The sequence below is a fragment of the Pseudomonas frederiksbergensis genome, assembly GCF_017114915.1.
GTDB lineage: Bacteria > Pseudomonadota > Gammaproteobacteria > Pseudomonadales > Pseudomonadaceae > Aquipseudomonas > Aquipseudomonas frederiksbergensis_I.
Genome location: NZ_JAAUOE010000028.1, coordinates 31,469 through 57,433 on the forward strand (window position 1 = coordinate 31,469; position 25,965 = coordinate 57,433).

Annotated in this window: 20 protein-coding genes; 2 read left to right on the plus strand and 18 right to left on the minus strand. The window is 60.5% G+C overall.

From position 1 onward, the window contains the following. Nucleotides 1–267: 267 nt before the first annotated feature. From HCU66_RS19125 to HCU66_RS19180, 12 genes are all read right to left on the minus strand, one after another. A complete protein-coding gene (locus HCU66_RS19125; RefSeq protein WP_205889946.1) occupies nucleotides 268–1,068 on the minus strand; it encodes an endonuclease/exonuclease/phosphatase family protein in 801 nt (266 codons plus the stop codon). Between the two features lie 198 nt (nucleotides 1,069–1,266). Continuing rightward, on the minus strand, nucleotides 1,267–2,025 hold the full coding sequence (locus HCU66_RS19130; RefSeq protein ID WP_205889947.1) for a PIG-L deacetylase family protein: 759 nt from the start codon (nucleotides 2,023–2,025) through the stop codon (nucleotides 1,267–1,269). Nucleotides 2,026–2,312: 287 nt separating this feature from the next. Beyond that, complete coding sequence (gene glgX / locus HCU66_RS19135; protein ID WP_205889948.1) at nucleotides 2,313–4,472, minus strand: glycogen debranching protein GlgX; 2,160 nt, start codon at nucleotides 4,470–4,472, stop codon at nucleotides 2,313–2,315. A 93-nt stretch (nucleotides 4,473–4,565) separates the two neighbouring features. After that, nucleotides 4,566–4,910, minus strand: a complete 345-nt coding sequence (locus HCU66_RS19140) for a DUF2934 domain-containing protein (RefSeq protein WP_205889949.1) — start codon at nucleotides 4,908–4,910, stop codon at nucleotides 4,566–4,568. Between the two features lie 21 nt (nucleotides 4,911–4,931). Then, entirely contained in the window at nucleotides 4,932–7,727 is a 2,796-nt protein-coding gene (locus tag HCU66_RS19145) for a malto-oligosyltrehalose synthase (RefSeq protein WP_205889950.1), read from the minus strand. Then, entirely contained in the window at nucleotides 7,724–9,802 is a 2,079-nt protein-coding gene (gene malQ, locus HCU66_RS19150) for a 4-alpha-glucanotransferase (protein WP_205889951.1), read from the minus strand. Before malQ ends, HCU66_RS19145 begins: the two co-directional genes overlap by 4 nt. After that, a complete protein-coding gene (gene treZ / locus HCU66_RS19155; protein WP_205889952.1) occupies nucleotides 9,799–11,595 on the minus strand; it encodes a malto-oligosyltrehalose trehalohydrolase in 1,797 nt (598 codons plus the stop codon). Before treZ ends, malQ begins: the two co-directional genes overlap by 4 nt. 13 nt (nucleotides 11,596–11,608) lie before the next feature. Further along, nucleotides 11,609–13,195, minus strand: a complete 1,587-nt coding sequence (gene glgA, locus HCU66_RS19160) for a glycogen synthase GlgA (RefSeq protein WP_205889953.1) — start codon at nucleotides 13,193–13,195, stop codon at nucleotides 11,609–11,611. 509 nt (nucleotides 13,196–13,704) lie between these two features. Next, nucleotides 13,705–14,658: a D-2-hydroxyacid dehydrogenase family protein gene (locus HCU66_RS19165; protein ID WP_205889954.1), complete on the minus strand. Its 954-nt coding sequence runs from the start codon at nucleotides 14,656–14,658 to the stop codon at nucleotides 13,705–13,707. A gap of 36 nt (nucleotides 14,659–14,694) precedes the next feature. After that, on the minus strand, nucleotides 14,695–15,141 hold the full coding sequence (locus tag HCU66_RS19170; RefSeq protein WP_205889955.1) for a YqaA family protein: 447 nt from the start codon (nucleotides 15,139–15,141) through the stop codon (nucleotides 14,695–14,697). Then, the gene (locus HCU66_RS19175; protein WP_205889956.1) at nucleotides 15,141–15,587 is read right to left on the minus strand and encodes a DUF411 domain-containing protein; all 447 of its coding nucleotides are present in this window, start codon (nucleotides 15,585–15,587) and stop codon (nucleotides 15,141–15,143) included. The genes HCU66_RS19170 and HCU66_RS19175 overlap by 1 nt, the downstream gene beginning before the upstream one ends. A 196-nt stretch (nucleotides 15,588–15,783) precedes the next feature. Beyond that, complete coding sequence (locus tag HCU66_RS19180; RefSeq protein ID WP_205889957.1) at nucleotides 15,784–16,779, minus strand: aldo/keto reductase; 996 nt, start codon at nucleotides 16,777–16,779, stop codon at nucleotides 15,784–15,786. Between the two features lie 117 nt (nucleotides 16,780–16,896). On the opposite strand from HCU66_RS19180, the gene HCU66_RS19185 reads away from it, so the two are divergent. Next, nucleotides 16,897–17,823, plus strand: coding sequence for a LysR family transcriptional regulator (locus HCU66_RS19185; RefSeq protein WP_205889958.1), 927 nt, complete (start codon nucleotides 16,897–16,899; stop codon nucleotides 17,821–17,823). On the opposite strand, the gene HCU66_RS19190 is transcribed toward HCU66_RS19185, so the two are convergent. From HCU66_RS19190 to HCU66_RS19210, 5 genes are read right to left on the minus strand one after another with little or no spacing between them, the layout of a single operon-like run. Beyond that, entirely contained in the window at nucleotides 17,812–18,759 is a 948-nt protein-coding gene (locus HCU66_RS19190; RefSeq protein ID WP_205889959.1) for a GNAT family N-acetyltransferase, read from the minus strand. The two genes, HCU66_RS19185 and HCU66_RS19190, sit on opposite strands and share 12 nt — an antisense overlap. Next, nucleotides 18,759–20,048 (minus strand): AMP-binding protein, encoded by a 1,290-nt coding sequence (locus tag HCU66_RS19195; protein WP_205889960.1) that lies wholly within the window; start codon nucleotides 20,046–20,048, stop codon nucleotides 18,759–18,761. Before HCU66_RS19195 ends, HCU66_RS19190 begins: the two co-directional genes overlap by 1 nt. Nucleotides 20,049–20,088: 40 nt before the next feature. Then, complete coding sequence (locus HCU66_RS19200; protein ID WP_205889961.1) at nucleotides 20,089–22,491, minus strand: acyl-CoA reductase; 2,403 nt, start codon at nucleotides 22,489–22,491, stop codon at nucleotides 20,089–20,091. Between the two features lies 1 nt (nucleotide 22,492). Next, on the minus strand, nucleotides 22,493–23,623 hold the full coding sequence (locus HCU66_RS19205) for a LuxE/PaaK family acyltransferase (RefSeq protein ID WP_205889962.1): 1,131 nt from the start codon (nucleotides 23,621–23,623) through the stop codon (nucleotides 22,493–22,495). Nucleotides 23,624–23,644: 21 nt separating this feature from the next. Beyond that, nucleotides 23,645–24,886: an MFS transporter gene (locus HCU66_RS19210; protein ID WP_205889963.1), complete on the minus strand. Its 1,242-nt coding sequence runs from the start codon at nucleotides 24,884–24,886 to the stop codon at nucleotides 23,645–23,647. A 435-nt stretch (nucleotides 24,887–25,321) separates the two neighbouring features. Here HCU66_RS19210 and HCU66_RS19215 point away from each other — a divergent pair, with 435 nt between their 5' ends. Next, complete coding sequence (locus HCU66_RS19215; RefSeq protein ID WP_205889964.1) at nucleotides 25,322–25,510, plus strand: hypothetical protein; 189 nt, start codon at nucleotides 25,322–25,324, stop codon at nucleotides 25,508–25,510. On the opposite strand, the gene HCU66_RS19220 is transcribed toward HCU66_RS19215, so the two are convergent. After that, entirely contained in the window at nucleotides 25,500–25,901 is a 402-nt protein-coding gene (locus HCU66_RS19220) for a fe2+ zn2+ uptake regulation protein (protein WP_205889965.1), read from the minus strand. The two genes, HCU66_RS19215 and HCU66_RS19220, sit on opposite strands and share 11 nt — an antisense overlap. Between the last annotated feature and the right edge of the window lie 64 nt (nucleotides 25,902–25,965).

Genomic DNA, 25,965 nt, shown 5'->3' on the forward strand with positions numbered 1-25,965 from the left:
AAGAAGACCGGCGAGTCTGCGTCAAGAAAATGGCCGATAAGTGGTATGGCTATTTTAGTGTCTGTAAGTGACTGAAATTTGGCATGTATCTAAGTTGTTGTTTGTGCGAAAAATCATTCCGAAAGGGGCGGCCCAGACGTGTTTGGTAGCGGGCTATCGGTTGCTCGATGGGTGATCGGTGTTTAGTTGATGAGCAGGGCTGGCACGTTGTTGCTGTCATTTTTACTGTTGCAAGCGCCAGCGCCTGGCGCCTGTCGATTGACGTTTTTACAGGCGCACCTCCACCGCCAGCGGCAAATGGTCCGACAGGTGCGTCCAGGGTTTGTGGCCGAGTATTCGCGGTTCATGACTGCTGGCATTGCGCAGGTAGATGCGGTCCAGGCGCAGCAGGGGGAAGCGCGCCGGGTAAGTTTTCGCCGGCCGGCCATGGTGGCGTTCGAAGGCCTCATGCAGGTAGTCGCGTCGGGCGAGGGCGGCGTTGCCTTGCAACTGCCAGTCGTTGAAGTCGCCGGCAATGATGACCGGGGCATCGTCGGGCAGAGAATCGAGCAATAGGCAGAGCAACTGCAGTTGGAGTTGCCGATGGCTTTCCAACAGACTCAGGTGCACGCAAATGGCGTGAACCTCGGCATGGCCCGGCACATCCAGCACGCAGTGCAGCAATCCACGTCGCTCGGGACCGGTAATTGAGACATCGAGGTTGCGAAATTCGCGAATCGGGTATTTCGACAACAGGGCATTACCGTGGTGACCGTCGGGGTAGACCGCGTTGCGACCGTAAGCGAAATCGCTCCACATGCTGTCGGCCAGGAACTCGTACTGCGAGGTCGGTGGCCAGTCGTTGTAACGGGAAGAATGCCGGTCGTGTTCACCAACCACTTCTTGCAGAAACACCAGGTCCGCCGACGTACTGCGTACTGCTTCGCGCAGTTCCGGGAGGATGAAGCGTCGGTTGAGGGCGGTGAAACCCTTGTGAGTATTGACCGTCAGCACTCTGAGCCGCTGAATTGCCGGGGGCGTGTTCGATGGCGCTGATTCGGCGGTTTGGCGTTCGGCATCGCGTGTCACGTTCACTCCTCTGAATCAGGGCTGCTGTATGTATGCGACTGATGCGTGGGCGAGCAGTTCCAATGAGCGACACCAATCTGTAGGAGCGGGCTTGCCCGCGAAGGGGCTGTGTCAGCCGACATTAATGTTGCTTGGTACACCGCCTTCGCGGGCAAGCCCGCTCCTACATTGGATTGGCGTTTGGTGAGCGCCGGGCAGTCAGACAAACACAATTTCATACGGCAAACGCATGCGCTCCAGAAGCACTCGGGGCAGCATTGGGGCGATGCCGATCGCTGGCTCGCCGTCGAGTTGGCTGGCGTAGGCATGGGTGGCGTGGCTTTTGCGCGCGACGGTCCAGGTGTCGAGGCGTAGCTTGCGTGCGCGCTGCCAGGGGATCAGCCCGTGATCGCGCATCGGCCAGTGCCACGCCCACACCGGTATTTCATTGAGCGTCGCCCCGACCAGGGCCGCTGCCCTGGCGCTGGCCCGACCGACGGTGTCGTGGTCGATGTTGCCGTCTTCGCGCCAGGTGGTGAATACCACATCGCCGGGGCGCAGGTAGCGGACGATGAATCGGGTCAACTCCGATTCCCGCTCGGCCAGAGCGTTGTCGGCGAAGCCGCCGCGAATCCACTTCAGGCTGTGCATCGGCAACCCGAGCCGGCGCAAGGCTTCGACGCTTTCCTGGGGGCGGAACACACTCAGGCGTTTCTGCGACCACTGTCGCGAGCCCGGATGGCTGGCGCTGCCGTCGGTGATCGAGATCAATTGCAGCGGATGACCGAGGGCGCACAGCAGTTGCAGCAGGCCACCGCAGGTCACCACTTCATCGCCGGGATGCGGCGCGATCACCACCGCGCGAGCCCCGGCCGGGACCAGCGTTTCGGTATTGATGACAGGGATGTTGTCCAGTTGCGGCGCGCTGTTCCAGATCTGCGCAGGCAAGCTGTTTTCGCTGATGGAAACCGGTTTCATAGGCGCTACGTCCTTGTTCTGTCTGGCCCTCAGTCATGCGCAATGCTTGCAAGGGCGCAAGCCTGGCAGACCCGTGAAGGCGGGTAGATAGCAATGTGCAGCGCTCCGAACCCTGGATTGCCGCGGGTAGAGTATTGCTCAAGTGGCGCAATTCGTCGCCTCAGCCTTTGGTCTGATGCGGTTTTTTTAATCCTGGAGCGGGCTTGCCCGCGAAAAGCGGTGTGTCAGGCAACATCAATGTTGACTGTACCGGCGTCTTCGCGGGCAAGCCCGCTCCTACAGGTGCGTCACTCTTCTTCCTCATGCTGCAATTCGAACAGCAACAGCGAACGGCCGGTGACTGAGTATTGGCGACCGAACTCGAAGCGTTCCTGGCCCCGAATCGACGGTTGATTGGTGTCGATCATGCACGTCCAGAAACCGCCGTCGGGCACTTCCGGCAGCAGAAAGTTGACGATGTCATGGTGGGCGTTGACCACCAGCAGCAGGGTCGCGTCGGCGCCCTTGCGGCGAATGCCGGTTTCCTGGGCGCGACCATCGAGCAGGATGCCCAGGCAGCGGCCGTGGCCTTCCTCCCATTGCTCGGTACTCATTTCGTTACCGTCCGGATCCAGCCAGGTCACGTCTTTGACGCCGATGTCTTCGTTGTAATTGCCCACCAGGAAACGCCCGCGCCGCAGGATCGGGTAGGCCAGGCGCAACTTGATCAGGCGTTTGACGAACTTGAGCAGGGCCTTGCCGTCTTCGCTCAGGTCCCAATTGACCCAACCGATTTCGCTGTCCTGGCAATAGGCATTGTTGTTGCCTTCCTGGGTGCGGGCGAACTCGTCGCCGGCCACCAGCATCGGTGTGCCCTGAGCCAGCAGCAACGTGGCGAAGAAGTTGCGCATTTGCCGCTGGCGCAAAGCGTTGATTTCGGGATCGTCGGTGGGGCCTTCGACACCGTGGTTCCAGGACAGGTTGTTGTTGCTGCCGTCCTGATTGTCCTCATCGTTGGCTTCGTTGTGTTTGTCGTTGTACGACACCAGATCGTTGAGGGTGAAGCCGTCATGGGCGGTGATGAAGTTCAGCGAGGCATACGGCCGACGGCCACGCTGGTTGAACATCTCACCGGAAGCGGTCATGCGGCTGGCGAAGTCGGCGAGCTGGCCGTCGTCGCCTTTCCAGAATGCGCGCACGGTGTCGCGGAATTTGTCGTTCCATTCGACCCAGCCCGGCGGGAAGTTGCCGACCTGATAACCGCCGGGGCCACAGTCCCAGGACTCGGAAATCAACTTCACCTGGCGCAGCACCGGGTCCTGACGGCAAGCCACGAGGAAGCTGTGACGCTCGTCGAAGCCGTCGTGGTAGCGGCCGAGGATGGTTGCCAGGTCGAAGCGGAAGCCGTCCACGTGCATTTCCGTGGCCCAGTAACGCAGGGAGTCGGTGACCATTTGCAGCACGCACGGGTGGCTCAGGTCCAGGGTATTGCCGGTTCCGGAGTCGTTGATGTAGTAGCGTTTGTCGTCGGGCCTCAAGCGGTAATAAGAGGCGTTGTCGATGCCGCGCATGGACAGGGTCGGGCCTTGCTCGTTGCCTTCGGCGGTGTGGTTGTAGACCACGTCGAGGATCACTTCCAGATTGGCGTCGTGCAGGTGCGCGACCATCTCCTTGAACTCGGCGATCTTGCCGCTGGCCAGGTAGCGCGGGTCCGGGGCAAAGAACGCGATGCTGTTGTAACCCCAATAATTGGTCATGCCTTTGTGCAGCAGATGCTGGTCATTGACGAAGGCATGGATGGGCAGCAATTCCACGGTCGACACGCCGAGCTTGCGGATGTGTTCGAGCACGTCATCGACCATCAACCCGGCGAAGGTGCCGCGCAGGTTCTCGGGAACGGCGGGGTGCCGCATGCTGAAGCCGCGTACGTGCGTCTCATAAATGATCGTTTTGTCCCATGGCACGCTGACTCGATGGTCATGGCCCCAGGTGTGGGCCGGGTCGATCACTTTGCATTTGGGCACGAAGGGCGCGCTGTCCCGTTCATCGAAACTGAGGTCAGCATCGGGGTGGCCGATGGTGAAGCCGAACAAGGCTTCGGACCATTTCAGTTGGCCGACCAATTGTTTGGCGTAGGGGTCGATCAGCAGTTTGTTCGGGTTGAAGCGATGACCGTTGGCCGGGTCGTACGGACCGTAGACGCGATAGCCGTAGATCAACCCCGGGTGGGCATCGGGCAAGTAGCCGTGGTAGATCTCGTCGGTGTATTCCGGTAGCTCGATACGCTCCAGTTCCACCTCGCCGGCATCGTCGAAGATGCACAGTTCGACCCTGGTCGCATGAGCCGAAAACAGCGCGAAATTGACCCCCAGGCCATCCCAGGTCGCGCCGAGCGGGAAGGGCAGGCCTTCACGGATTCGCGAGGCCTCGACAGGAGGGTCGGGCGCGGTTTTCTTTGGACGGGTCATAGGCGCTCCTGCAACGTATTTTTTTCGAGGGCGAATGCGCTCCCGGTGGCGAGAGGTTCGCCACGAAGTCAATCAGGACAAAGCAGCGAAGCGTCAGACCGCGGGTGGTTTACGCGCGGCGCGAGGCTTTTTCACGGTGGCTTTTTCGCCCGGCGGGACCACTGCCGAAGCGGCGACGGGTTTGGCTTTGGGCTTGGCACGGGGTTTGGTTTCGATGCCTTTGGCATTGACCAGCTTGCCGTCGGGCTTGCTGGCAGCGGCCTTGGCGCCGGCGGTTTTGCTGCCGCTCGCTTTCGGTGACTTGCCGGGCGCCAGCGCTTCGGCCTCGGCGAGTTTGCAGGCCATCTCCCAATGGCGGGCTTCCTGGCCCACGGGTTTTCCTTCGGACTCCCAGATTTGATAGGCAAATTCGCGGATACGTTTTTCGTCGGTACTCATCGCAATGCTCCTGAACTCTACTCAAGCTTGGCTGGTTTGGATAAAGAGATTGACCGGGAAGTCCCCCAGCGCGGCGCTGACCATCAGCTCCCTGTGTTTTGTGACTGCGACGCTTGCAAAAAATCCCTTCAGATTTTCTTCAGCGGCCGCGAACGGCAATTTGATTCGGGTATCGCCCCACAGCGACGCGTCAACCTGGGGGGCGGCACTGTTTTTCAGCAGTTCGGCACAGCGTATCGGTACTGTCACGATTGCCCGTTCTCCCTGCCATTCACGAGCAAACGCCAGGACCCGGTGAGCCTGGCTGCCAATCACTTCAAGGGCTTGATAAGTCCCTTGTTGAAACAACCCGGCATGTTCGGCACGCCGGTTTAACGCCCGGGCGATCAGGGTTTGCTTGATGCGCCCGTCACGCCAGTTCGCCAACAGCTCTGCCAGATCCAACGGCCTGTGCATGGCCTGTTGCCGGCTGACGTAATCCACCGGCCGGCGGTTGTCCGGATCGACCAGCGTGAAATCCCAGAACTCGTTGCCCTGATAGAGGTCTGGCACCCCTGGCACGGTCATGCGCAGCAAGGTTTGCGCCAAACCATTGAGCGCGCCCGGGGCGGCAATGCTCTGCGCCGCTGCAGCGATGGCCGCGCGCAATGGCTGGCCTTCGGGTTTCAGGAGCAGGCGTTCGAGAAACCCATGGGTGGCTTGTTCATATCCGTCATTTGGCGCGCTCCAGCTGCTTTGCAACTTGGCTTCGCGCAGGGCTTTGTGTTGCCACTGCCGGAGGCGTTTGGCGTAGTCCTCGAGCGCCCCCTGATCGTCACTGCAAAGGTCCAGCGGCCAACTGCCGAGCATCGCTTGATACAGAATCAGCTCGTCGCCCGCCGAGGGGGCACCGGGGTCAGTGCGCAGATCGCCGGCCAGGGTTCGCCAGTGTTCGACCTGTTCGGCATACCAGGCGCTGCGCTCGCTCAACACCGCCAGACGCGCGCGGGTGTCTTCGCCGCGTTTGTGGTCGTGGGTCGCGGTGGCCAGCAGGTTGTCGGGGAATTCGGCGAGACGCTGGGCGCAGGCGGCATGGAAGTCGGCAACCGGTGCGCTGAACCGCTCGGTGTTGTAGCCGACATCGTTGCGCGACAGCAGCACCGCCGAGCGATACAGCGCGGTGTCTTCCACCGCTTTGGCCGCCGCCGGTGAGGTCAGTTGCTGGAAACGTACGCAGGCATGTTTGAGCAGTTTGCGTGGGCGGCCCACCGGGCGCTGGCGCCAGGGTTGGCCACCGAGCCAGCCGGCCAGGCAATCGAGCACCGGCCAGTCGGCCTCGCCGAGGGTTTGCCTTGCACCGGCCATGGCCTGCTGGAAAAACACTTCGTCCTGAGCAGAGCGGCCCAACGGGCTGATGTAAGTGCGGTACACCGGGAAGTGCACGATCAGTTCCTGCAGGGCCCGACGGATTGCACCGAGGGTCAGGTCTCGGGTCATCAGGTCGTCTCGTGCCACTTGCAGCAGGGCATGGGCAACACTTTCGAAATCCCCGGCGAGGGAGCCGTTGAGAATCTGCTGGCGCGCCAGTTGTGCTTCCTGGCGGAAATCGGCGGGCCGTTCGCTGTGCCGGCTCCAGAGTTCACCCAGGGGGCGGGCGCCTTCGGGGGCGTGTTGCAGCAACGACAACTGGTTCATGAATTCGTAACCGGTACTGCCGTCGACGCACCAGTCGCGGTGCAGGGTTTCGCCTTCGCCGAGGATCTTCTCGACGTAGATCGGCAGATGTCGATCCGGTGCCAGGCGATCTACCCGGCGCCGCAGTTTGCGGCAGTAGCCACGCGGGTCGGCGAGGCCGTCGATGTGGTCGATGCGCAGGCCATCGACCAGACCTTCGGCCACCAGCTCGAAGATTTTTGCATGGGTCGCTTCGAATACCGTCGGACGCTCGACGCGCAGACCGCCCAGTTCATTGATATCGAAAAAACGCCGCCAGTTGATGTCGTCCGCCGCGGTGCGCCAACTGGCCAGGCGATAACTCTGGCACTCCAGCAGGTTATGCAGGCGCTGGAAACCGTCGGCAGTGAGCGAGTCGTAAGTGTCGAGGGTGTGCTGGATGGCGTGAGCAATGGCCGGATCGCCGGTCAGCTCACTCAGCTCCTTTTTCAGCGCAGGCGCCAGGCTGTAGGCATCGTTCTGGTAACTCAACGTGCTGAAACGGTCTGCCAGGGATTTGAGCCGTTCAGCCTGCTCGGCATTTAATCGGTCATCGGCCTTGAGCAGTTCGCCGTAGTCCGACGGGCAAATCGGAAATGGGTGCTCATAGTGCTCGACATGAAAGGCGCCGCGCCGGGCGTCGAAACGCAAGGGCAGGGTGCCGTCCTGCAAGGCGATGCCGTAATCGCTACCCAGAAAAGGCAGCAGCAACTGGCCTTCCATCAACGGATCGGGCGAGTGCCATTGAATGTCGAAGAACTCGCCATAAGGGCTCAGCCGTCCCCATTCCAGTAAGTCGAGCCACCAGGGGTTGTCGCCACCGCCGACGGCCATGTGGTTGGACACGATGTCGAGGATCAGTCCCATGTGGTGTTCGCGCAACGCAGCGACCAAACGGCGCAACGCCGCTTCGCCGCCCAGTTCCGGGTTGACCGTGGTTGGGTCCACCACGTCGTAGCCGTGCAGGGAGCCTGCGCGGGCGGCGAGCAGCGGCGAGGCGTAGACATGGCTGATGCCCAGGCTGGCGAAGTACGGCACCAGCGGGATCGCCTGATCGAGGGTGAAGCCTTTATGAAATTGCAGGCGCAGCGTCGCCCGCAACGGTGGGCTAAGCGGTTGATTCATTGGTCACGCTCGGCCGCCTGAAGTCGCGCGCAGGCGAGCAGTTCCAGGCGGCGGGCGGCGTCCGGATCATCGAGCAGGGCTTCGCTGTCACCGGGCAGCCGGCGGGACCAGTTGGGGTGGGTGTCGGTGGTGCCGGGCAGGTTGGCCTGCTGTTCGATACCCAGGGCATCTTCCAGCGGCAGCAGCACCAACGGCGCGCGGGTATGCCCGAGGAAGCGGATGGCGGCGTCGAGCACCTGATCGGTTTCATGGTGCTCTTCGCGAAAGTTCTGCGGGTCCTGGCTCAGGACCCGGCGCAAGCCTTCGCGCTCGCGTTCGCGATGTTGACGCCATTCGATTTCACCCGTGGCGTCGACCAGATTCAAGTGCGCGCTCCAATCAATATCGCGGCCATGCCACCAGCCATTGAGGGTCGGCAGGTCGTGGGTGCTGGTGGTGGCCAGCGCATTGTCCGGCCAGTCGAGAATCGGCTTGAAGTGTGTGTTGTCCTGTTCGAACAACAGCACGCGCATGCCGAGAATCGAGCGCGCGATGAGTTTCTCGCGCAGGCCATCGGGCACGGTGCCGAGGTCTTCGCCGAGGACGATGGCCTGATGGCGATGGGATTCGAGGGTCAGCAGGCGCAGCAGGTCGTCCACCGGGTAATAGAGGTAGGCACCATCGCTGGGCGGCGCGTCTTTAGGGATCACCCACAGTCGTTGCAGGCCCATGACGTGATCGATGCGCAGGCCGCCGGCATGGGCGAAGTTGGCCCGCAGCATTTCGATGAACGCACGAAAGCCGTTGCGCACCAGACCTTCGGGGGAAAACGCGGAGATCCCCCAGCCCTGACCGGTGCGGTTGAGGATGTCCGGTGGCGCACCCACGGTCAGCGAGGCGAGCAATTCGTCCTGGCGACTCCAGGCCTGGCTGCCGCCGCCATCGGCGCCCACGGCCAGATCGGCGATCAGGCCAATACCCATGCCCGCACCGCGGGCGGCGGCTTGGGCGCGTTCCAGGCTGCGCGCAATCAGCCATTGGCAGAATGCGTAGTAGCCGATGCGGGTCGAGTTTTCTTCGGCAAAATGCGCCAGGGCGGTGCTGCGCGGGTCACGCCATTGCTCGGGCCACTCGCGCCAGTCGAGGCTTTCACCGCGCCGCGCACGGGCTTCCTGGATCGCTTCGAAGCGGCAATGATTTTCCAGCGCTTCGCCACCGGCATGGCGGAAACTGCTGAAGTCTGGATGCAAGGGGTGTTCACCGTGGGTGAACCCTTCATACAAGGCTTCGAGCAAGCGGTGCTTGGCTTCGGCGGCGGTGGGCCAGTCGATCAGCGGCAGGGCTTCGAGGTGCTTGAGTTCGGCGGCAAGGCCGGTGGCGTCGATCGCGGTGCGCAGGGCACGCTCACCGAGAATCGCCCCGGGCGCCGCGTACAGGCTATTGAGGAACAGACGGCTGGACGGCGAGTAAGGGCTGTAGCGCTGGGTGTCGCCGCTGAACATCGCGTGCAGCGGGCTGATCGCCAACGCTTCGGCGCCCCGTTCGCCGGCCACCCGGGCCAGGTCTTCGAGGGCCTGGGTATCGCCGAAACCGCCATCGCCGGGGCGGCGCAGCGAATACAGCTGCACGCTCAGGCCCCAGGCACGTGGGGTTTGACTGTCAACGGCGTCGCCGACGCTGTAACAGCGCTCGGGCGCCACCGCCAGGGTGAACGACTGATCGTCGATGTTGACGTGCTGATAACCCACCGGCACCAAACCGGGCAAAACAGCGTTGTCATCGAGCTTGAGGTTGAGCCGCGAGCCGTCTTCAAGATGGATCTCACACGGGGTTTGCGGTGCGAAGTAGTGGGCCAGATCAAGACCGACGCCAACGTCGCAGGTCAGCAGCGGCGGCAGGTGCCGGGTTTGTTGCACCTCCTGCAGTTGCAGCAGGCTGGCGTCGATTTCCTGGGCGGTGCTGGCGGGGTGGCCAAGCCCGGCAAGCACCGAACGCAGCACCGCCGGGGCGACTTTTTGTGGGCGGCCGTTGGCGTCGATCCAGTCGACGGCCAGGCCGGCTTGGCGGGCCAGTATTTCCAGTTGCGCATCGCTCATGGGCGCTCTCCATCCGGGGGTAGCAAAGGGGTTGCGGCTGTGAGGCTGACGAGCGCGCAATACGGGGCAAGGGTGCCCTGATCCAACAGACCGGCCGAGTGCGGCGGGTGTTCGAACAGCCGTGTCGCATCGGCCTGCGGGGTGTGGACCAAGGGCGCGTCGCTGAGGTTCAAGTCAATACGCAGCTGACTGCCATCGCCCAGCCGCCAGCGCGCCGTCACTGCACCTTCTGCCAGTACCTGCGCGCCCAATGCCTGGGCGCCAGGCAGGTGCGGGATGATGTGTTGATGGCGGATTTGCAGCAGTCGGTGATACAGCTCATAAATGGCCGGCCGCTCGGTGGCGGTCAGTTTCGGCCGCGACGCCTCGAAAGTCTGCGTCGCGTTCGGGTCGGGAATCTGCTCGCGTATGTGCGGGTCGGCAAAGGCGCTGAACGCCGCGAATTCATTGCGTCGACCTTCGCGCACCAGGTCCGCCAGTTCACCGTGGTGGCTGGTGAAGAACAGGAACGGTTGCTCGGCGGCGAACTCGTCACCCATGAACATCAGCGGAACCATTGGCGACAGCAGTAGCAACACAGTGGCGGCACAGAGGGCGTCAGGCCGGGCCAGTTGATGCAGACGCTCGCCAAAGGCGCGGTTGCCGATCTGGTCGTGGTTCTGCAGAAACAGCACGAAGGCCGTGGGCGGCAAATGACCGCTCGGCTCCCCGCGCGGTGTACCGTGGCGGGTGATATGGCCTTGAAACACGAACCCCTGGCTCAGGCAACGGGCGAGTTGTTCGGTGGGGTTTTGCGCATAGTCGGCGTAATAGGCCTCGGTTTCACCGGTGAGTAGAACGTGCAGGGCGTTATGGCCGTCGTCGTTCCACTGCGCGTCGAAACCTTGCTCCAGCAGGCTGGCCTGGTTGTGCTCGTTTTCCGCCATCAGCCACACGTGTCGTGGCGGATCGATTTGCTGGCGAACCCGTTGCGCCAGCTCCTGCAGGAAGTCCGGGTCTTCGATGGCATGCACCGCATCCAGGCGCAGGCCGTCGAAGCGGTACTCCAGCAACCACATCAGCGCATTGTCGATAAAGAAGTCGCGCACCTCGCGCCGGCGAAAATCGATGGCTGCGCCCCACGGGGTGTGTCGGTCTTCGCGAAAAAAGTCTTTGGCGTAGCGATGCAGGTAATTGCCGTCCGGGCCGAAGTGGTTGTAGACCACGTCGAGAATCACCGCCAGGCCATGGCCGTGGGCCGTGTCGATCAGGTGCTTGAGTTGTTCGGGTGAACCATAGGAGGCCTGGGGCGCGTAAGGCAGAACCCCGTCATAGCCCCAGTTGCGCTCGCCGGGGAACTGCGCCAAAGGCATCAGTTCGATGGCGGTAATCCCCAGCTCGACCAAGCGCGCCAGATGCTGCTCGACCTCACTGAAACCGCCGAGTGCACCGACATGCAGTTCGTAGATCACCGCCTCGTTCCATGGCCGACCTTGCCAGGCACTGTGTTGCCAGCGATAGGCGAGGGGATCGACCACCACGCTGGGGCTGTCGATGTCGACTGCCTGGGCGCGGGAGGCCGGGTCCGGCACTTCCAGCTCGCCATCGATGTTGTAGCGGTAACGGGTGCCCGCGGGGCAGCGGGTCTTGATCACAAACCAGCCATCGGCCTGGGGCAGCAGCGGCAGGGATTGTCCATTTTCCAGTTCAAGGCTGACGTAAAACGCATCGGGCGCCCACAAGGCAAAACGCGTGTGTTCGGCGTCCAGCATGATCGCGCCGTGGGGCCAGGTCTCAAGGGTCCGTAACGGCATCGTTGAAAACCTCTTACTGTTTGCCCGATTTACCCAGCGCTTTAGCCACCAGTTGTTCGTAGAGTTCGGCGTAGGGTTCGACCGCCTTGCACCAGTTGAAAGGCGCCGCCATGGCCCGGCAACGCATGGCGTTGAGCAGGCCGGGGAAGGCGAACACCTTGAACGCACGGCTCAGGGCTTCGCGATAACTCTCCACGGTGGATTCGTCGAAAAGAAAACCTGTCACCCCGTTTTCAATGGTGTCGGCCAGGCCGCCGGTATTGCGCGCCACCGGCAACGAGCCGAAACGCTGGGCGTACATCTGGCTCAGGCCGCAAGGTTCGTAGCGTGAAGGCATCAGCAGGAAATCACTGCCGGCGAACATCCGGCGGGCGTCGGTTTCATTGAAGCCGATGTGCACGCCGATCTGCCCGGGGAAGCGCAAGGCCAGTTCACGCATGGCTTGTTCTTCTTCCGGTTCGCCACGGCCGATGATCGCGATCTGCCCGCCGTTGGCGACAATGTATTCGGCCACCGCTTCGGTCAGGTCCAGGCCTTTTTGGTACACCAGCCGCGAAACCACGGCGAACAGCGGGCCTTCGGAGTCTTTGAGACCGAACAGCCTGCGCACGTGCGCCGCGTTGACCGCTTTGCCGTCCCAGTCGCCGATGCCGAACGGGCAGAACAGGTGCGGATCGGTGGCCGCGTCCCAGCTTTCATCGATGCCATTGGGAATCCCGCTGAGCAGACCTTGCTGGGTCTTGGCGGCGAGAAAACCGTCGAGGCCGCAGCCGAAGGCCGGCGTGGTGATTTCCTGGGCATAGGTGGCGCTGACGGTGGTGATGTGGCTCGAGTAGGCCATGCCGGCCTTGAGGAATGACATCTTGCCGTAAAATTCCATGCCTTCCTGCTGCAAGGCATGCATGGGAATGCCGAGTTCCGGGCACGAACCGAGGCTGGTGACGCCCTGGTACGCCAGGTTGTGGATGGTGAACAGGGTCGGGGTGCGTTGACCACGCCAGTGCATATAGGCAGGAGCCAGGCCGGCGGGCCAGTCGTGGGCGTGCACCAGATCCGGGCACCAGTGAATTTGTGCCAGGTTGGCGGCGATATCGGCGGCCGCCAGGCCCAGGCGGGCGAAACGAATATGGTTGTCCGGCCAGTCACGGCCATTGTTGGCGCCGTAAGGCGAACCTTCGCGTTCGTACAGTTCAGGGCAGATCAGTACGTAAATGACCAGGCCGTCGGGCATGTCCATGCGCCCGATCTTGCAAGGCGGCAACGCGGCGTGCCCGCCCAGTTCACCGATGATATGAATCGGGTTTTCGCTGTTCAGTACTTGCGGGTAACCGGGGATCAACACCCGGACATCGTGCAGGTGAGCCATGGCTCGCGGCAGCGCGGCGGAAACGTCGCCCAGGCCACCGGTCTTCACCAGATCGGCAATCTCCGAGGTGACGAACAACACTTTCTTCTTGTTGGGATTCTGACTGACTACCGGTGCCAGCGCCTTGGTGATCGGGACACTGACTGATTTGGCTGTAAGAGCCCCCACGGTGCTGGCTTCGCCGACCTGCTGATGGGCACGTTCTCCCTGAACATCTAACGCCGTACTGATCATATGCATCTCCCCGTGTTGTTGATCTGATTCCAGGCCTGGCACAAACGGTGTTGGCCAATTCCTGTGGCCGGGCGCAAATGCGCTACGCATCGGTGAGCAAGTGCTGCCCATGCGCTGAAGCTCAATGGGTGAAGTGGCTGTTGCAAGGAATGCACCAGTCGCTGTGTCCCTACCTTTCAGGTGACCCGAAGTCAGCACCAAAAGTTTCGATTTTTTTCACCGAATGACCAGTCGGTTTTATCCCCCGGAAAGAGTCTAGGCCAGAACCTGGAGGCGGGCAGTCAACCGGGCAAATTGTTCGACAATCGGTTGAGGGAGGGTACAAACACTGGGGGCTTTGCGGGGAAACGCACCGACGAAGGGCAGGTTTGTTTTGGGGCGTGGGTCAAATCAGGACCGGGAAGTCACGATAGTTGAGCACGATGGGAGGTGGGTTGCGCTATTACGGTGCGCAGGGTATGGGGCTCTTCGCGGGCTTGCCCGCGAAGAACGATAACGCGAACGCGGTCCTAGTTCAGAATCCGAACCGGCTTGCCGGCCGCCCACGCCTGAATGTCCTCAATCATCTGCGAAAAAAACAGCTGGTAATTCTGTCGGCTGACATACCCGACATGGGGCGTGGCCAACACATTGTCCAGCGTCCTGAAGGGATGATGGCGGGGCAACGGCTCGTGCTCGAACACATCCAGCGCAGCGCCCGCCAGGCGTTGTTTCTGCAGCGCCTTGATCAGCGCCGACTCATCGACAATCGGCCCGCGCGCCGTATTGACCAGCCAGGCCGTGGGTTTCATCCAGCCCAATGCCTGCGCGTCCACCAGCCCCCGGCTACGCTCGCTGAGCACCAGATGCACCGACAGCACATCGGCCTGCTCGAACAGTTCCTGCTTGCTGACATAGGTGACGTCGACTTCGGCAGCCCGTTCGCGGGTGAGGTTTTCGCTCCACGCAATCACGCGCATGCCGAACACCTGACCGAAGCGGGCTACCCGTTGACCGATGCTGCCCAGACCGAGGATCGCCAGGGTCTTGCCTTGTAGATCGCCGCCCAGGCCTTGCTGCCATTGGCCCGCGCGCAAGGCGTTGGCTTCGGTCACCAGGTTTCGGGTCGCGGCCATGATCAGCGCCCAGGTCAGTTCGGGAGCTGCATGTTTGTAGCTGTCGGTGCCACAAACCTGAATACCCAGCGCGGCGGCGGCTTTCAGGTCCAGGGCGGCGTTGCGCATGCCGCCGGTGACCAGCAGTTTGAGTGTGGGCAAGCGGCGCAGCAGGTCTTCGTCGAACCGGGTGCGCTCGCGCATCACACAGATCACCTCGAAGGCGCTCAGACGTTCGGCCAGGGTTTCGTTGTCGGTCGGGTAGTCATGGATAAAACTCACCTGGCCGATGCTCTCCAGCACCGACCAGTCCACCACGTCGCGCGCCACGTCCTGCCAGTCATCGATCACTGCAATCTGCACCGCCATCAGCCTTACCTCATTAATGAACGGGATTGGTTTTGTTCAGCCAGCCGGATAACCCATCCAGCCTAGTGTGGCCATGGCCAGCACGCCATAGCGGGCGCCCTTGGCCAGGGTTATGATCAGCAGGAAGCGCCCCAGTGGTTCGCGCATGACGCCGGCCACCAGCGTCAGCGGGTCGCCGATGATCGGTACCCAGCTCAGCAGCAAGGACCAATGACCGTAGCGCTGATAATGCTTTTGGGCTTGTTGAAGATGACGAGCACTGACCGGAAACCAGCGCCGCTCGCGAAACCGCTCGATGCCGCGCCCCAGCCACCAGTTCAGCAGCGAGCCCAGCACATTGCCCAGCGTTGCGACCGCCAGCAGCGACCAGAGCCAATACTGGCCACTGAGCAACAGCCCCACCAGCACCGCTTCGGACTGCAAGGGCAGCAGGCTTGCGGCACCGAATGCCGCGAGAAACAGCCCGATGTAGGCGCCCAACATCAACGGGCGGGGTAGTCCGCCACCACGACGTCAGTACCGTCCTTTTTCAGGCCGATCACCTGATAGGCATCACTCATGCCGTCCATTTCCATGCCGGGCGAGCCCATCGGCATGCCGGGAGCGGCAACCCCCAAGAGATCGTCGCGCTTGCTCAAGGCCAGCACTTGATCGGCAGGCACATGGCCTTCGACGAATTTGCCGTTGATCAAGCCGGTGTGGCAGGACGCCAGGCGAGGTGGAATGCCATGTTGTTGTTTGAACTGGCTCATGTCGGCTTCGACGTGGTCGTCGACCTTGAAACCGTTGGCTTCCAGATGGCTGACCCATTTTTTGCAGCAGCCACAGTTGGCGTCGCGGTGAACTTCGATCGGGATCAGGTCGGCTGCCTGGGTCAGGGAGGAGATGAAGAGGGCGCTCAGGGCGGCCAGACGCAGGTGAGTTCGCATGGGGATCTCGTCTCGGGTTGCGGTCAAAAAAGAAGCATTTTGACCCTTTTCAGCCGAGAGGAGATACGAGATTGTTTCCGGGTAATACAGCCGTGAGCAACCCTTGTGGGAGCGGGCTTGCCCGCGAAGGTGTCAGGTGACATCAATGTTGACTGTGCCGTCGTCTTCGCGGGCAAGCCCGCTACAAGGGAACCAGCTACCGGTCGAGCAACTTCATGACTTCCTCCGGATAACGCAGGCCTGCCGTGGCATTGGCCGGGAATATCGCTTCCAGGGCCAGCAACTCCTCGCGGCTCAACTTCACGTCCAGCGCAGCCACATTTTCTTCCAGGTATTTACGCTGTTTGGTGCCTGGAATCGGGATCAGGTAATCCCCTTGGGCCAAGACCCACGCCAACGCCAGTTGGCCCGCCGTCACGCCCTTATCGGCGGCCAGGGCCTGCACTTGCTGTACCAGCAACAGGTTTTTGGCGAAGTTTTCCCCTTGAAAACGCGGGCTGAAGCGACGGTAGTCGTCAGGTGCGAAGTCATCCGGGCTTTTCAGTGCACCAGTCAAAAAGCCCCGGCCCAATGGGCTGTAAGGTACAAAGGCCACGCCCAGGCGCTGGCACGCGGCCAGGCAACCGTTTTCTTCCTGATCGCGGCTCCACAGCGAATACTCACTTTGCAGGGCGCTGATCGGATGAACCTTGTTCGCTCGCTCCAGTGTGGCGACCGATGCTTCACTCAATCCCAGGTACCGCACCTTGCCGGTCTTCACCAGTTCCGCCATGGCGCCGACGGTTTCCTCGATGGCAACCTGCGGATCGATGCGGTGCTGGTAATACAGATCCAGGGTTTCCACGCCAAGGCGCTTGAGGGTGCCGTCGATCGCCGCGCGAATGTATTCCGGTCGACCGTTGACGCCCCGTGCACCGGGGTTGGACGGGTCGCGAACAATGCCGAACTTGCTGGCCAGAAATACCTGCTCACGCTTGCCGGCAATGGCCTTGCCGATCAGCGCTTCGTTGGTGTGTGGGCCGTACATGTCCGCCGTGTCGAGCAGGTTGATCCCCAGCTCCAGTGCGCGGTGCAAAGTGGCCGTGGCTTCGCGGGTGTCCACGCCGGTGGTGTAGAAATCGGTCATGCCCATGCAGCCCAGACCGATGGCAGACACCTGTGGTCCGTTCTTGCCCAGTTGACGTGTTTGCATGAAATCAGCTCCCTGTGAATTGAGTCCCATTGTTGATCTCGACAGAAACAAGATAAACCGGCTAAAACTGCTATCACTATTTGTAATTTCTAAATAATCAGTCGGTAAGCCAAAGCAATGGATCGTTTCAATGCCATGCGTGTGTTCACGCGAATCGTCGAACTGGGCGGCTTCGCCAAGGCGGCGGACAGCCTGCAATTACCCCGTGCTTCCGTGACCATTCTGATCAAGCAACTTGAGGCACACCTGGGTGTGCAATTGCTGCAACGCACCACCCGGCAGATCAGCCTGACGCTCGATGGCGCCGCCTATTACCCGCGTTGTGTGCAATTGCTGGCTGATCTTGAGGAAACCGAAGCCGTATTTTCCGCCGCTCGTCACAACCCCAAAGGTCTGCTGCGAGTGGATATGCCGGCGGGGGTGGGGCGTCTGATCGTGATCCCGGCATTGCCGCAATTCACGGCGCGGTATCCCTTGATCGAGCTGGAAATCGGTTTGAATGACCAGCCTGTGGATCTGATCCGCGAAGGCGTCGATTGCGTGTTGCGGGGCGGTTTGGCCCTGGATGATTCACTGGTGGCGCGGCCGCTGGTCACACTGGATCAGGTCACGTGTGCGAGTCCTGACTACCTGCAACGTTGCGGGACTCCGCTGGGTCTGGAGGATCTCAAGGGGCATCAGATGGTGGAATACTTTTCCAATAGCACAGGCAAACGCTACGGACTGGAGTTTGTCGTCGATGACCAGCTGCAGATGATCGATCTGCCCAGGCACGTCTCGGTCAACAGCGCCGATGGCTATCTGGCGGCATGTGAGGCGGGATATGGCTTGGTCCAGACTCCGTACTATCACGTTGCCCGCCAGTTGAAGGAGGGGCGTTTGGTCGAGGTGCTGAGGGATGTGCCGCCACCGGGTATGCCGCTGACGGCGCTCTATCCTCCTCATCGCCAGTTGTCTCGGCGGGTGCGGGTGTTCGTCGACTGGATGGTGGAACTCTGTGCACAGCCGGCTAATGGTTTTTTTAGAAAAGACTCATGCGGCTGAGCGGTTACCTAGCGGGGCGTCTGTTTTCGTGACGGGGGTGTTCTGCTGCAAATCGTCATGCAACTGTTGCATGTACGCGCAGTGCAGGTTGAGGGATCGAACCTGCACGCCCCGATGAAACAGCGCGAACCAGCCATTGTCACCTGACGTAGGCATCAGGCCGGTAAAGGCGAAGCCCAGCGCCGAAAAACTGCGCAAGTGCCAGGCGAAGTGCCGGGACAGTTCGAGCCGTGCCGAGATCAGCCAGTGCCTGGGCAGTTGCCAGAGTTGCTCAAGTAAATCCTTGTTCAAATGGTGAATGATAATGTCGACCCGATGCTGATGTTGTTCTATTTGCAAGGGCATCGCGAGGCGCGGCGTGTCCTGGTGGGTTCCGAATACCGAGCACAAGTACTGCATGAACGCCCGGCAGCTTTCGGGCCAAGGGATGTCGGGGAGCGGCCGTGCGTGTCCTTCGATGACATGGCAGCCCATCACCATGGTTTCCAGGAGTGGTTTGGCAAATGGCGAAGGGACGTAATCGGGAAGCAGTCCAGTGCTGTGAAAACCGATTTTTTTTGCCATGCGTTGCGTGTAGGGATGGTGGGTCACTTGCTTGATCGAGACGTTCTTAAGCCCCAGAGAACCTGCCTGCTTCAGCAGTTCGCGGCTCAGGCGGGTCGCGAGGCTCTGTCCCTGGGCAGCGGGATGGACCACGGTGAGGGCCAGTTCCGCAGTATTGGAAGGGGCGTCGCGTCGCAACGCGGCATGCCCGAGAACATTTGCATCGTCCACAGCCAGCATTGATTGCCAGTGACCCTCGGCATTGTGCTGACTGATCATGTTCGGCAGGTAAACATCCGGCTGAGGGTAATCATCGCCGTAGACCTCTTGAAACAATCGACTCACTGCGTCTGCGTCGCCGGGGCGGTAGGCGCGAATTATCAACGGGGTCATCACGCGAACTCCAGCGGGGGAACGTCATACTCCCGCAAATCCAGCACCCGCAGTTGTTTGCCCGAACGCGGGTGAAGCTTCAGGTCTGTGGTTGCGCAGGACAATACTCGAAACTCCAGCAGACCCTCGCGGCTCAGGTCGTCGATGGCGGGGTAGTGGGCAAGCAGCGCTTTACGCAATGCGTGGAGCACCGGTTCGACGGCTTGTAACTGAGGTTCGGGTACCCACTTCACGCTCAACAGATCCTTGGGGCCGGTCTGTTCGATCAGTAACTGCCATTGTTCGCTGTGTGCTACCCGCTGAACGATCTCGTGTATTTCTGCGGTGAACAGCGACAGCACACCGACTCGTATTCGTTGACTGTGGGCACTGCGCCCTTTGAGCGCGAACTTACGCCTCGGGGTTGCGGCCGGCTCACGCCAACAGGCGCGGTCGCCCACCGGATAGCGCAGCAGTGGCATGAGCCGGCGTGTCAGGTTGGTGATGACCAATAGCCCGGTCCGATCACATTCTTCGATCACTTCGCCGGTATGTTCGTCGACGATTTCCAGCAGGGTTTGTTGATCGAACACCCGATGCTCGCCCAATGCACAGTCGCGATCGCTGGCGCCTATCAGCCCGGCGTCTACGCTAGCGTAGCCGATCGAGGCGATACGGGCATTGGGGAACACTTCCCCGAGGATTGCCAACTGCGGGGCAAACAGGCTTTCACCTCCATACAACAGCGTCTCGACCCCGCACAATACACGCCGATGCTGCGCCAGGTAGGCGCAGAATCGCAGCAGTTGTGCCGGTACTCCGGCCAGAACGTTGATCCGATGTTGCTCTATGGCATCCGCCAATACGTCCGGCTCGACACTTCCTGTAAACGGAAACTCACAGATGGATTCCTCGACATGGGCCAGGGAGTCGTGGACGAACAGAAAGCTGGCGTAGAGATCCCCTGAAAAAAACAGGTTGGCAACCCGGTCGCCGTTGTTCAGTTGAGCCGAGAGGCTGGCGCCGAATGTGCTGACCAACGCTTGCCATTCCTCGTAGGAGTAAATCGCAAGTTTGCCTTGGCTGGTCGAGCCTCCGGTTTTAAATACCAGTGCATCATCGACTTTTCCGGTCAGGACTGGCCAATGACTCAAGTCATTGCTACCAGACCAATAGTCGGCCACATGGGTTAATGGCAGATCTTTTAAAGCAAGCCCGTTCGCGGGCAAGTGTTCCAGATGTTTGCGGTAGAAGTTGGAGTGTCGTCTTATATAAGGTACGAGTTGTTCAAGCGAATAAGTTGGCTTCACGGGATTCTCTTTTTTAGTGGGCGTCTTGCGTCGACTTTTTTTATTTTCGTTGATCGATAATTAAGGGGGTTTTGCCACTGTGTTTGTTTCGGGTGAATGCTTGTTCAGCGCATGTCGTCACTTCCACAATTAAAAGTTCAGCGCTCACCGCATTCGCCAAGGCTTCGTGGGTCAGCAGTTTTTCGTGTGCCCACGCGGCGTCTGCATCCGCGAGAACGTGCATGCGTTCGATCCCGTCGGCGGTGTGGTCCAGGACCACTTGAATGGGTGATCCCACACTGAGTTCCAGCGCCGCAGGCGCAATGAATTCCGTGCCAATGCGCACCAGTTTGCCGTGCCGCTGCAGCAGTTCGAATCGCGGCGTCTCCAGTCCGCAAGGGCAGGTTCCGGGTATCCAGCGGCCGGTGTCTCCGATGTCATATCGGCGCACGTGCTGACCTTGCCGGGCGCGGGACGTAAACAGCAGGCGGCCGATCTCATGGGCCTGTACCGGCACATCCTGTTCGAGCTGAACGATTTCCAGATGCTGGGTTTCGCTCATCAAGTGGAATACGCCGTCCGCCGTGGCCTGGCAGGCATGCCCCAAGGGGCCTGCATCGACGGAGCCATACATGGCGGAGCGAATCGTCGACACTCCACAGCTTTCCATCAGGCGCCGACTGGCTTCTCCCGGATGCTCGCCGCCAAAGAAAACTTTGCCGATACCGGCGTAAGCGCGAAGTCGGTCCTGCTCTTTGAGAAACAGGCGATGCAGCGTGCTGGGCATGCCGATCAGCACGGTGACACGCTGCTCCACGATCAGTCGGGCGATTTCGCTGAAGTCATCGTCCTGGGGCGCCCCCATGGGCAAATGCACAACACCCATCTGTTCCAGAATGTTGGAAAAACTGAAAAAACCGCCATAAAGGTTGCCGCCATAGAACAGGTTCATCACCCGGTCCTGTGACGGATCGAGCCCTACGGAAAACATGCCATCGGCTGCGGCGCGCATTTGTCGTTGAAAGTCTTGATAGCTGAAGCCAGCCAGCGCCGGCGTCCCGCTGCTACCGCCGGAACGGAAGTACAACTGTGCCGCGGATCCGATCGGTTGGGCCATAAAAGTGTCTTTGTCCATGATCGGGTCATGGGATGTGTCAGGGGCAGGTGGAACCGGGTCGAGCGTTGCACGGCCCGTCGACACATGCGGGGGCAAACTCACCGAGAGGCGGCGACTCAGACGCGACAGCGCGTAAACGCCATCGTGGGGCTCACCGGTGTATCCGTCATGGATCGACTCGCAAGGCGCAATGCGACTAACCCCGGCATTGACCAATGTTCGAACGAGCTCGGGCGTTTCTGCCGAGGGATACATCAACGCGCAGCTTTGCAGGAAGTTGCGCCAGGGGTGCAGCGTCTCGGCGAGCAGATGCTGTGGTACTGGCTTGAGCAGAATCGTACGAAACAGCGGTGACGGCGCGAGCGTTTGATGGTGCTCCCAGATGACACGCCATCCGAGGCCGGCCCACACCTGGCCGGTCTGATTGGCAAAGCACTGATCGAGCTGCGCCATGGCGGTGCGGGTGGTGATTTCCGATGCTTCCTGATCTGTCGGCGTCAACGCCGGCCAGTGTGGGGCGCGACGGTTGAAGGCTTCGGCCAGTCGATCTCCGAGGTTCTGCAAGACAGCCGGATCGTTGCTGTCCACCAGCATCCATTGAGGGCTGGAACACGCCTGTTGATCCAGTCGACAGACTTCGTCCGCCAATGCATCGAGTGCCGAAGGCGTCGCCGAATCAGGTGACAGGTAGGCGAAGCTGATCTTGTGTCCCCAATCGATCCAGCGACAGCCGGCCGGGATCTGCTGGCGAATCGCTTTGAGCGCTGTTTCCCCGCCCCACGCGGACACCCCATCGGCCTTGGCGCAGAGTTGAGCGATATGAGAGGTGTCCACCGGCAGAACCGCTACGAATTCGGCCAGTCTGCCACTGGTGTCGCAACGCAAAAGGGCGGCGAGCAATTGTGCGGTCAGCCCCTGATCGCTGGAGCTGGGGCGCAGCCAGTTGATGTTGCCGGCCAGCAGGCTTTCGAGTACCGCGAAGAACGCCAGCATCGGTGCGTTGCCCGGGGTGATATGCACCACCAGCCCCAATGGATGCCAGCTTTCGAAGCTGGGCTGGCGGTAGTCGATACGCCGCAGCGAACGCGGTTGCAGGCCCAGTTCCCGCTCAAGCTTGGTGCTCAGGTTGCTGCGCTGGCAGAAGTCGATAAGCCCCTGACATTGATCGTCGTCCAGGGGCAGATCCAGGCCGCGAGCTTGCAGCTGCGTGGCAAAGCGAGCGGCGGATTCGATCACGATATCGCTGTCGATCGGTGAAGAAAGCAGCCGGGGCAATGGTTTCTGAAGCAGTTCGAGGGCGCTTTGCGCGGTGATGTCGTCGCGCAGCTGGCCATTGATCAGGTACATATCAAGCTCCTCCGATCAGTTCTGAAGCGGCCATGGCACAGCTGCGACTGGCGCTGGTGCCGGCGCGCCCATGCAGTTCGAACCAATCGGTCGTCAGGCCGCATCCGCAACGGGCGCCGGGGTGCAGCGTTGCCAGATCGCCCATGACCACCGCATGAGCAGGGCTTGAGGAAATGTAGGGGGAGACGAATTCCAGCAAACCGCGCTGGCCGTAGGGCTGGACAGTGAAATCGGATGGGTTGCGCACGAAAACCTTCGAATATATCGGGACATGAAAATGATGATGGGCACACTGGATATAGGGCACGGCATGCTCTACGGCGCCGTAGCCGTCCCGACAGCGGGACAGGTCGATACCCAATTGCCGGTTGATTCGGGCATACAACTGATGCAGGGGAATCTCCTGTGCCGCCTGGGTTTTCCAGCCGCCCCCCAGAAACACCAGTGACCGGGCAGGCAACTGCAAGTCGGCCACGCCGGTGTCCTCCATGTGCTGCAGTGCATGGGAAAGGAACGCCGGAAAACCGAGAATGCGAACGGGTAATCCTTCCTCGGCAAACTCCTGCAAGGCGCGAATGACACCGAAGAGGTCGAACTCGTGGCCTTTGCCGGTCAGGCGCAAGCCGTAAGCGACTCGGTTGACGGGGGCATAACTGCACAGAAACTGATCGGTATAGGCCGTGCCAAGGGTGATGGCTGCCTCGGGTTCATAGCTCAGGAGCAGATAATTGCAGGGGCTGTCCGGAGTGTCCCAGCCGTAGTACCGGAAAATGCGACTCACCATGCCCTGGGCGGCAGCCATGCTGCGATGGTCATAGCGCATGCGACTCTTCTGACCGCTGGTGCCGGATGAGGTCAGCTCCAGCGCGCCTTCGCCTGTGGGGCCGAGCAGCAAATGACGTTTGAAGTAATTGGCGAAAATCGGCGGCAACCTTGACCAGTCATCCAGCGTCTCCAGAGTGCGGGCATCAAGGCCATTGGCGTTCAGCCAGCGTTCGTAGCCAGGTGTGTGGTGGCAATGAAACAGGCTGACTTCAGCCATGGCCCGGTCGAACAGGCCTTGCGGCACGGAATCCGGGCAATAGGGTTGTGTCAACGCGCAAAGCGCATCGGTGTGGGGTAGATGGATCATCAGAAGGCCTATGGTGTGGGGTCAGACGGCATGAACGATATGAGAGCGCTGCAGGAACAGTCGCAAGGGGACAAGGCACAAGAGCCCCGAGATACCGGCCAGCAAGGCGAAGGTTTCAAGACTGTCACCGGCTCCCAACGCCGCGATAATCGAGCCACCTCCCCCCATGACCGCAATGGAGATCATGCCGATCATGGCCGACACCAGGCCTTTGCTGTCGTCGCTGGAAAACAGTGCGAGCCGGTACAGCGCGGCATTGCTCATGCCAAGGCCCACGGCGTAAAGGCCCAGGCAACTGACCAACAGGACTGTTGAAGTGCCGGTAAAAGTGATGACGACCAAGGCGATGAGGCCACCGCAAAATGGCCAGAGCGCATATCGAATCAGTTGGGTCAGTTCAGTTTTGGCAATCAATCGGTTGAGTATCAGATTGCCGAAAATGACGGCCGTAAATACCGGGATCTGCCACAGGCCATAGTGCAGCGGGGAAAGTCCCTGGTGCTGGATCAGCAAGAGTGGCGCCAGCCCGATCCAGGCAATCAGCGGCAGGCTCATCAGGCCCAGGGCGACGGTGGCGCTCAGAAATGGCGGGTTGGCGAGCAAGGCGGTGTAGCGGCGCAGCGTACCGCCCCACTCAAAAGGCACTGCGGCCAGTCGCTGTCCGTCATGGCGCAAGATGCCGACGGTTTCCGGCATGAACAGATAAAGCCCGAGCCAGACTATCGCGCCGCCGACTCCCAAGAGTAAGAACAGCTCCCGCCAGGAGATCCATTCCAGCATCAGGCTGCCGAGCAAGGGTCCCAGCAGCGGGGAGAGCAGCGCGACGTTTCCCAGCAATGCCATGATTTTTACGGCGTCAGCTTCGCAAAAGACTTCTTGCAGGGCTGGATAGCTGACGGCGATGACAAATCCCAACCCCATGCCCTGAATCAGGCGCAAGCCGTTGAAGGCCAGCATGCTCTGCACGTAGAACACTGCGGCACAGGCCAGGGCAAACACCGCACTGCCGATGAGCAACAACCGGCGGCGACCGAAGTGATCGGACAGCGGCCCTATAAGCCATTGCAGAAGAATGCCGCCAATCAAATAAAGATTGAAGGCATAGGGAACGTGGTTCGGGCTGGCACCCAGTTGATGAGTGACCGTCAACATGGCCGGCATGATCATGTCGCTGCCCATATAAGTCAGTAGTTCGAAAAGAGTGATTGCTAGGCAAAAGCCAAACAGATAATGGGGGCTGATAGGTATTAACGGCTTGAGCATGACATCCCTGTTTTTAATCGAGTTCGAGAGCTGGCTTATTTATGTTGGTCCGAGAATAGACATCGAACATAAGCAGCTCAAATGTCCGATTGAGACTTAAAGCTTCAACGGTTTTCGTTATATTTCGACGTATGGGTGCAAACAAAAAAGAGAGTGTTGTGATGGATTAACCTGACAGCCTGATTAGAACTGTCATATACGAAAAATGCCCGCTAGAGAGCGGGCTGATCGGTTGATTTCTCGTCGCTGGTGTCAGGGCAAGCAGGAAATCAGCCGCATTGCAGAAATCCTCATCGTGATCACCGCAATAAAGTCAAAACGCTTCATCGGCTGTAACATGAGGTCCCGCTTGCAGCCCCTCATTCCTGCGCAAGGGCAGGGGCTTGGCATGCAATCGGATAAAGCCGGATACATTTTTTGGTTCAGGAACCCGCAATGACCCAGTCGCAACGTTTGAAATACTCGATTCTGATTTCCCTGGTGGTACTGGGGATCATGTTCGGCCTTTCCTGGCTGCAAAATGCAGGGATCATCACAGAGAAGCTGTTCCAGTACATCGCCATTGGCGTGGCGGTGATCGTGGTGGTGATCAACGGCGTGATGCGTCGCAAGGTCAAGCCTTGAGCGACGCCCTCTGAGCGGATTGCTCGCTATAAAGAACCGCAGCGGCCTGCGGATGCAGGCTGTAGCTTTTGTCCGGATTGAGGGTGATCACGCCTTCCCCGCACAAGCGTTTTAGCACTTCACGGACACTGAGAAAGGACAGGGGAATATCCAGGCCCAACAAGTGGCTGTGCACGCCGCGCACCCCCAGGCTGCGGTCGCTTTCGGCAGCGGTCAGCAAGGCGTCGATGACTTTGAGGCGGATCAGACTGGTTCGCAGGCCAAAGCTTTTGAGCAGAAACCGGATTCGTTCGTTGCCGTGGCGCTCAGCCTGTTGATTGAAAGCGCGGGAACCCGGGTGGGTACCCTTTGGCGCATGGCTACCGTCCGTTGGCAGTTGCGGGTTGTACATGCAAAAACTCCTTTTCAGAGCCTGATCAGGAAAATGTGATGGGTGCTCTCAATCAATAAGACGA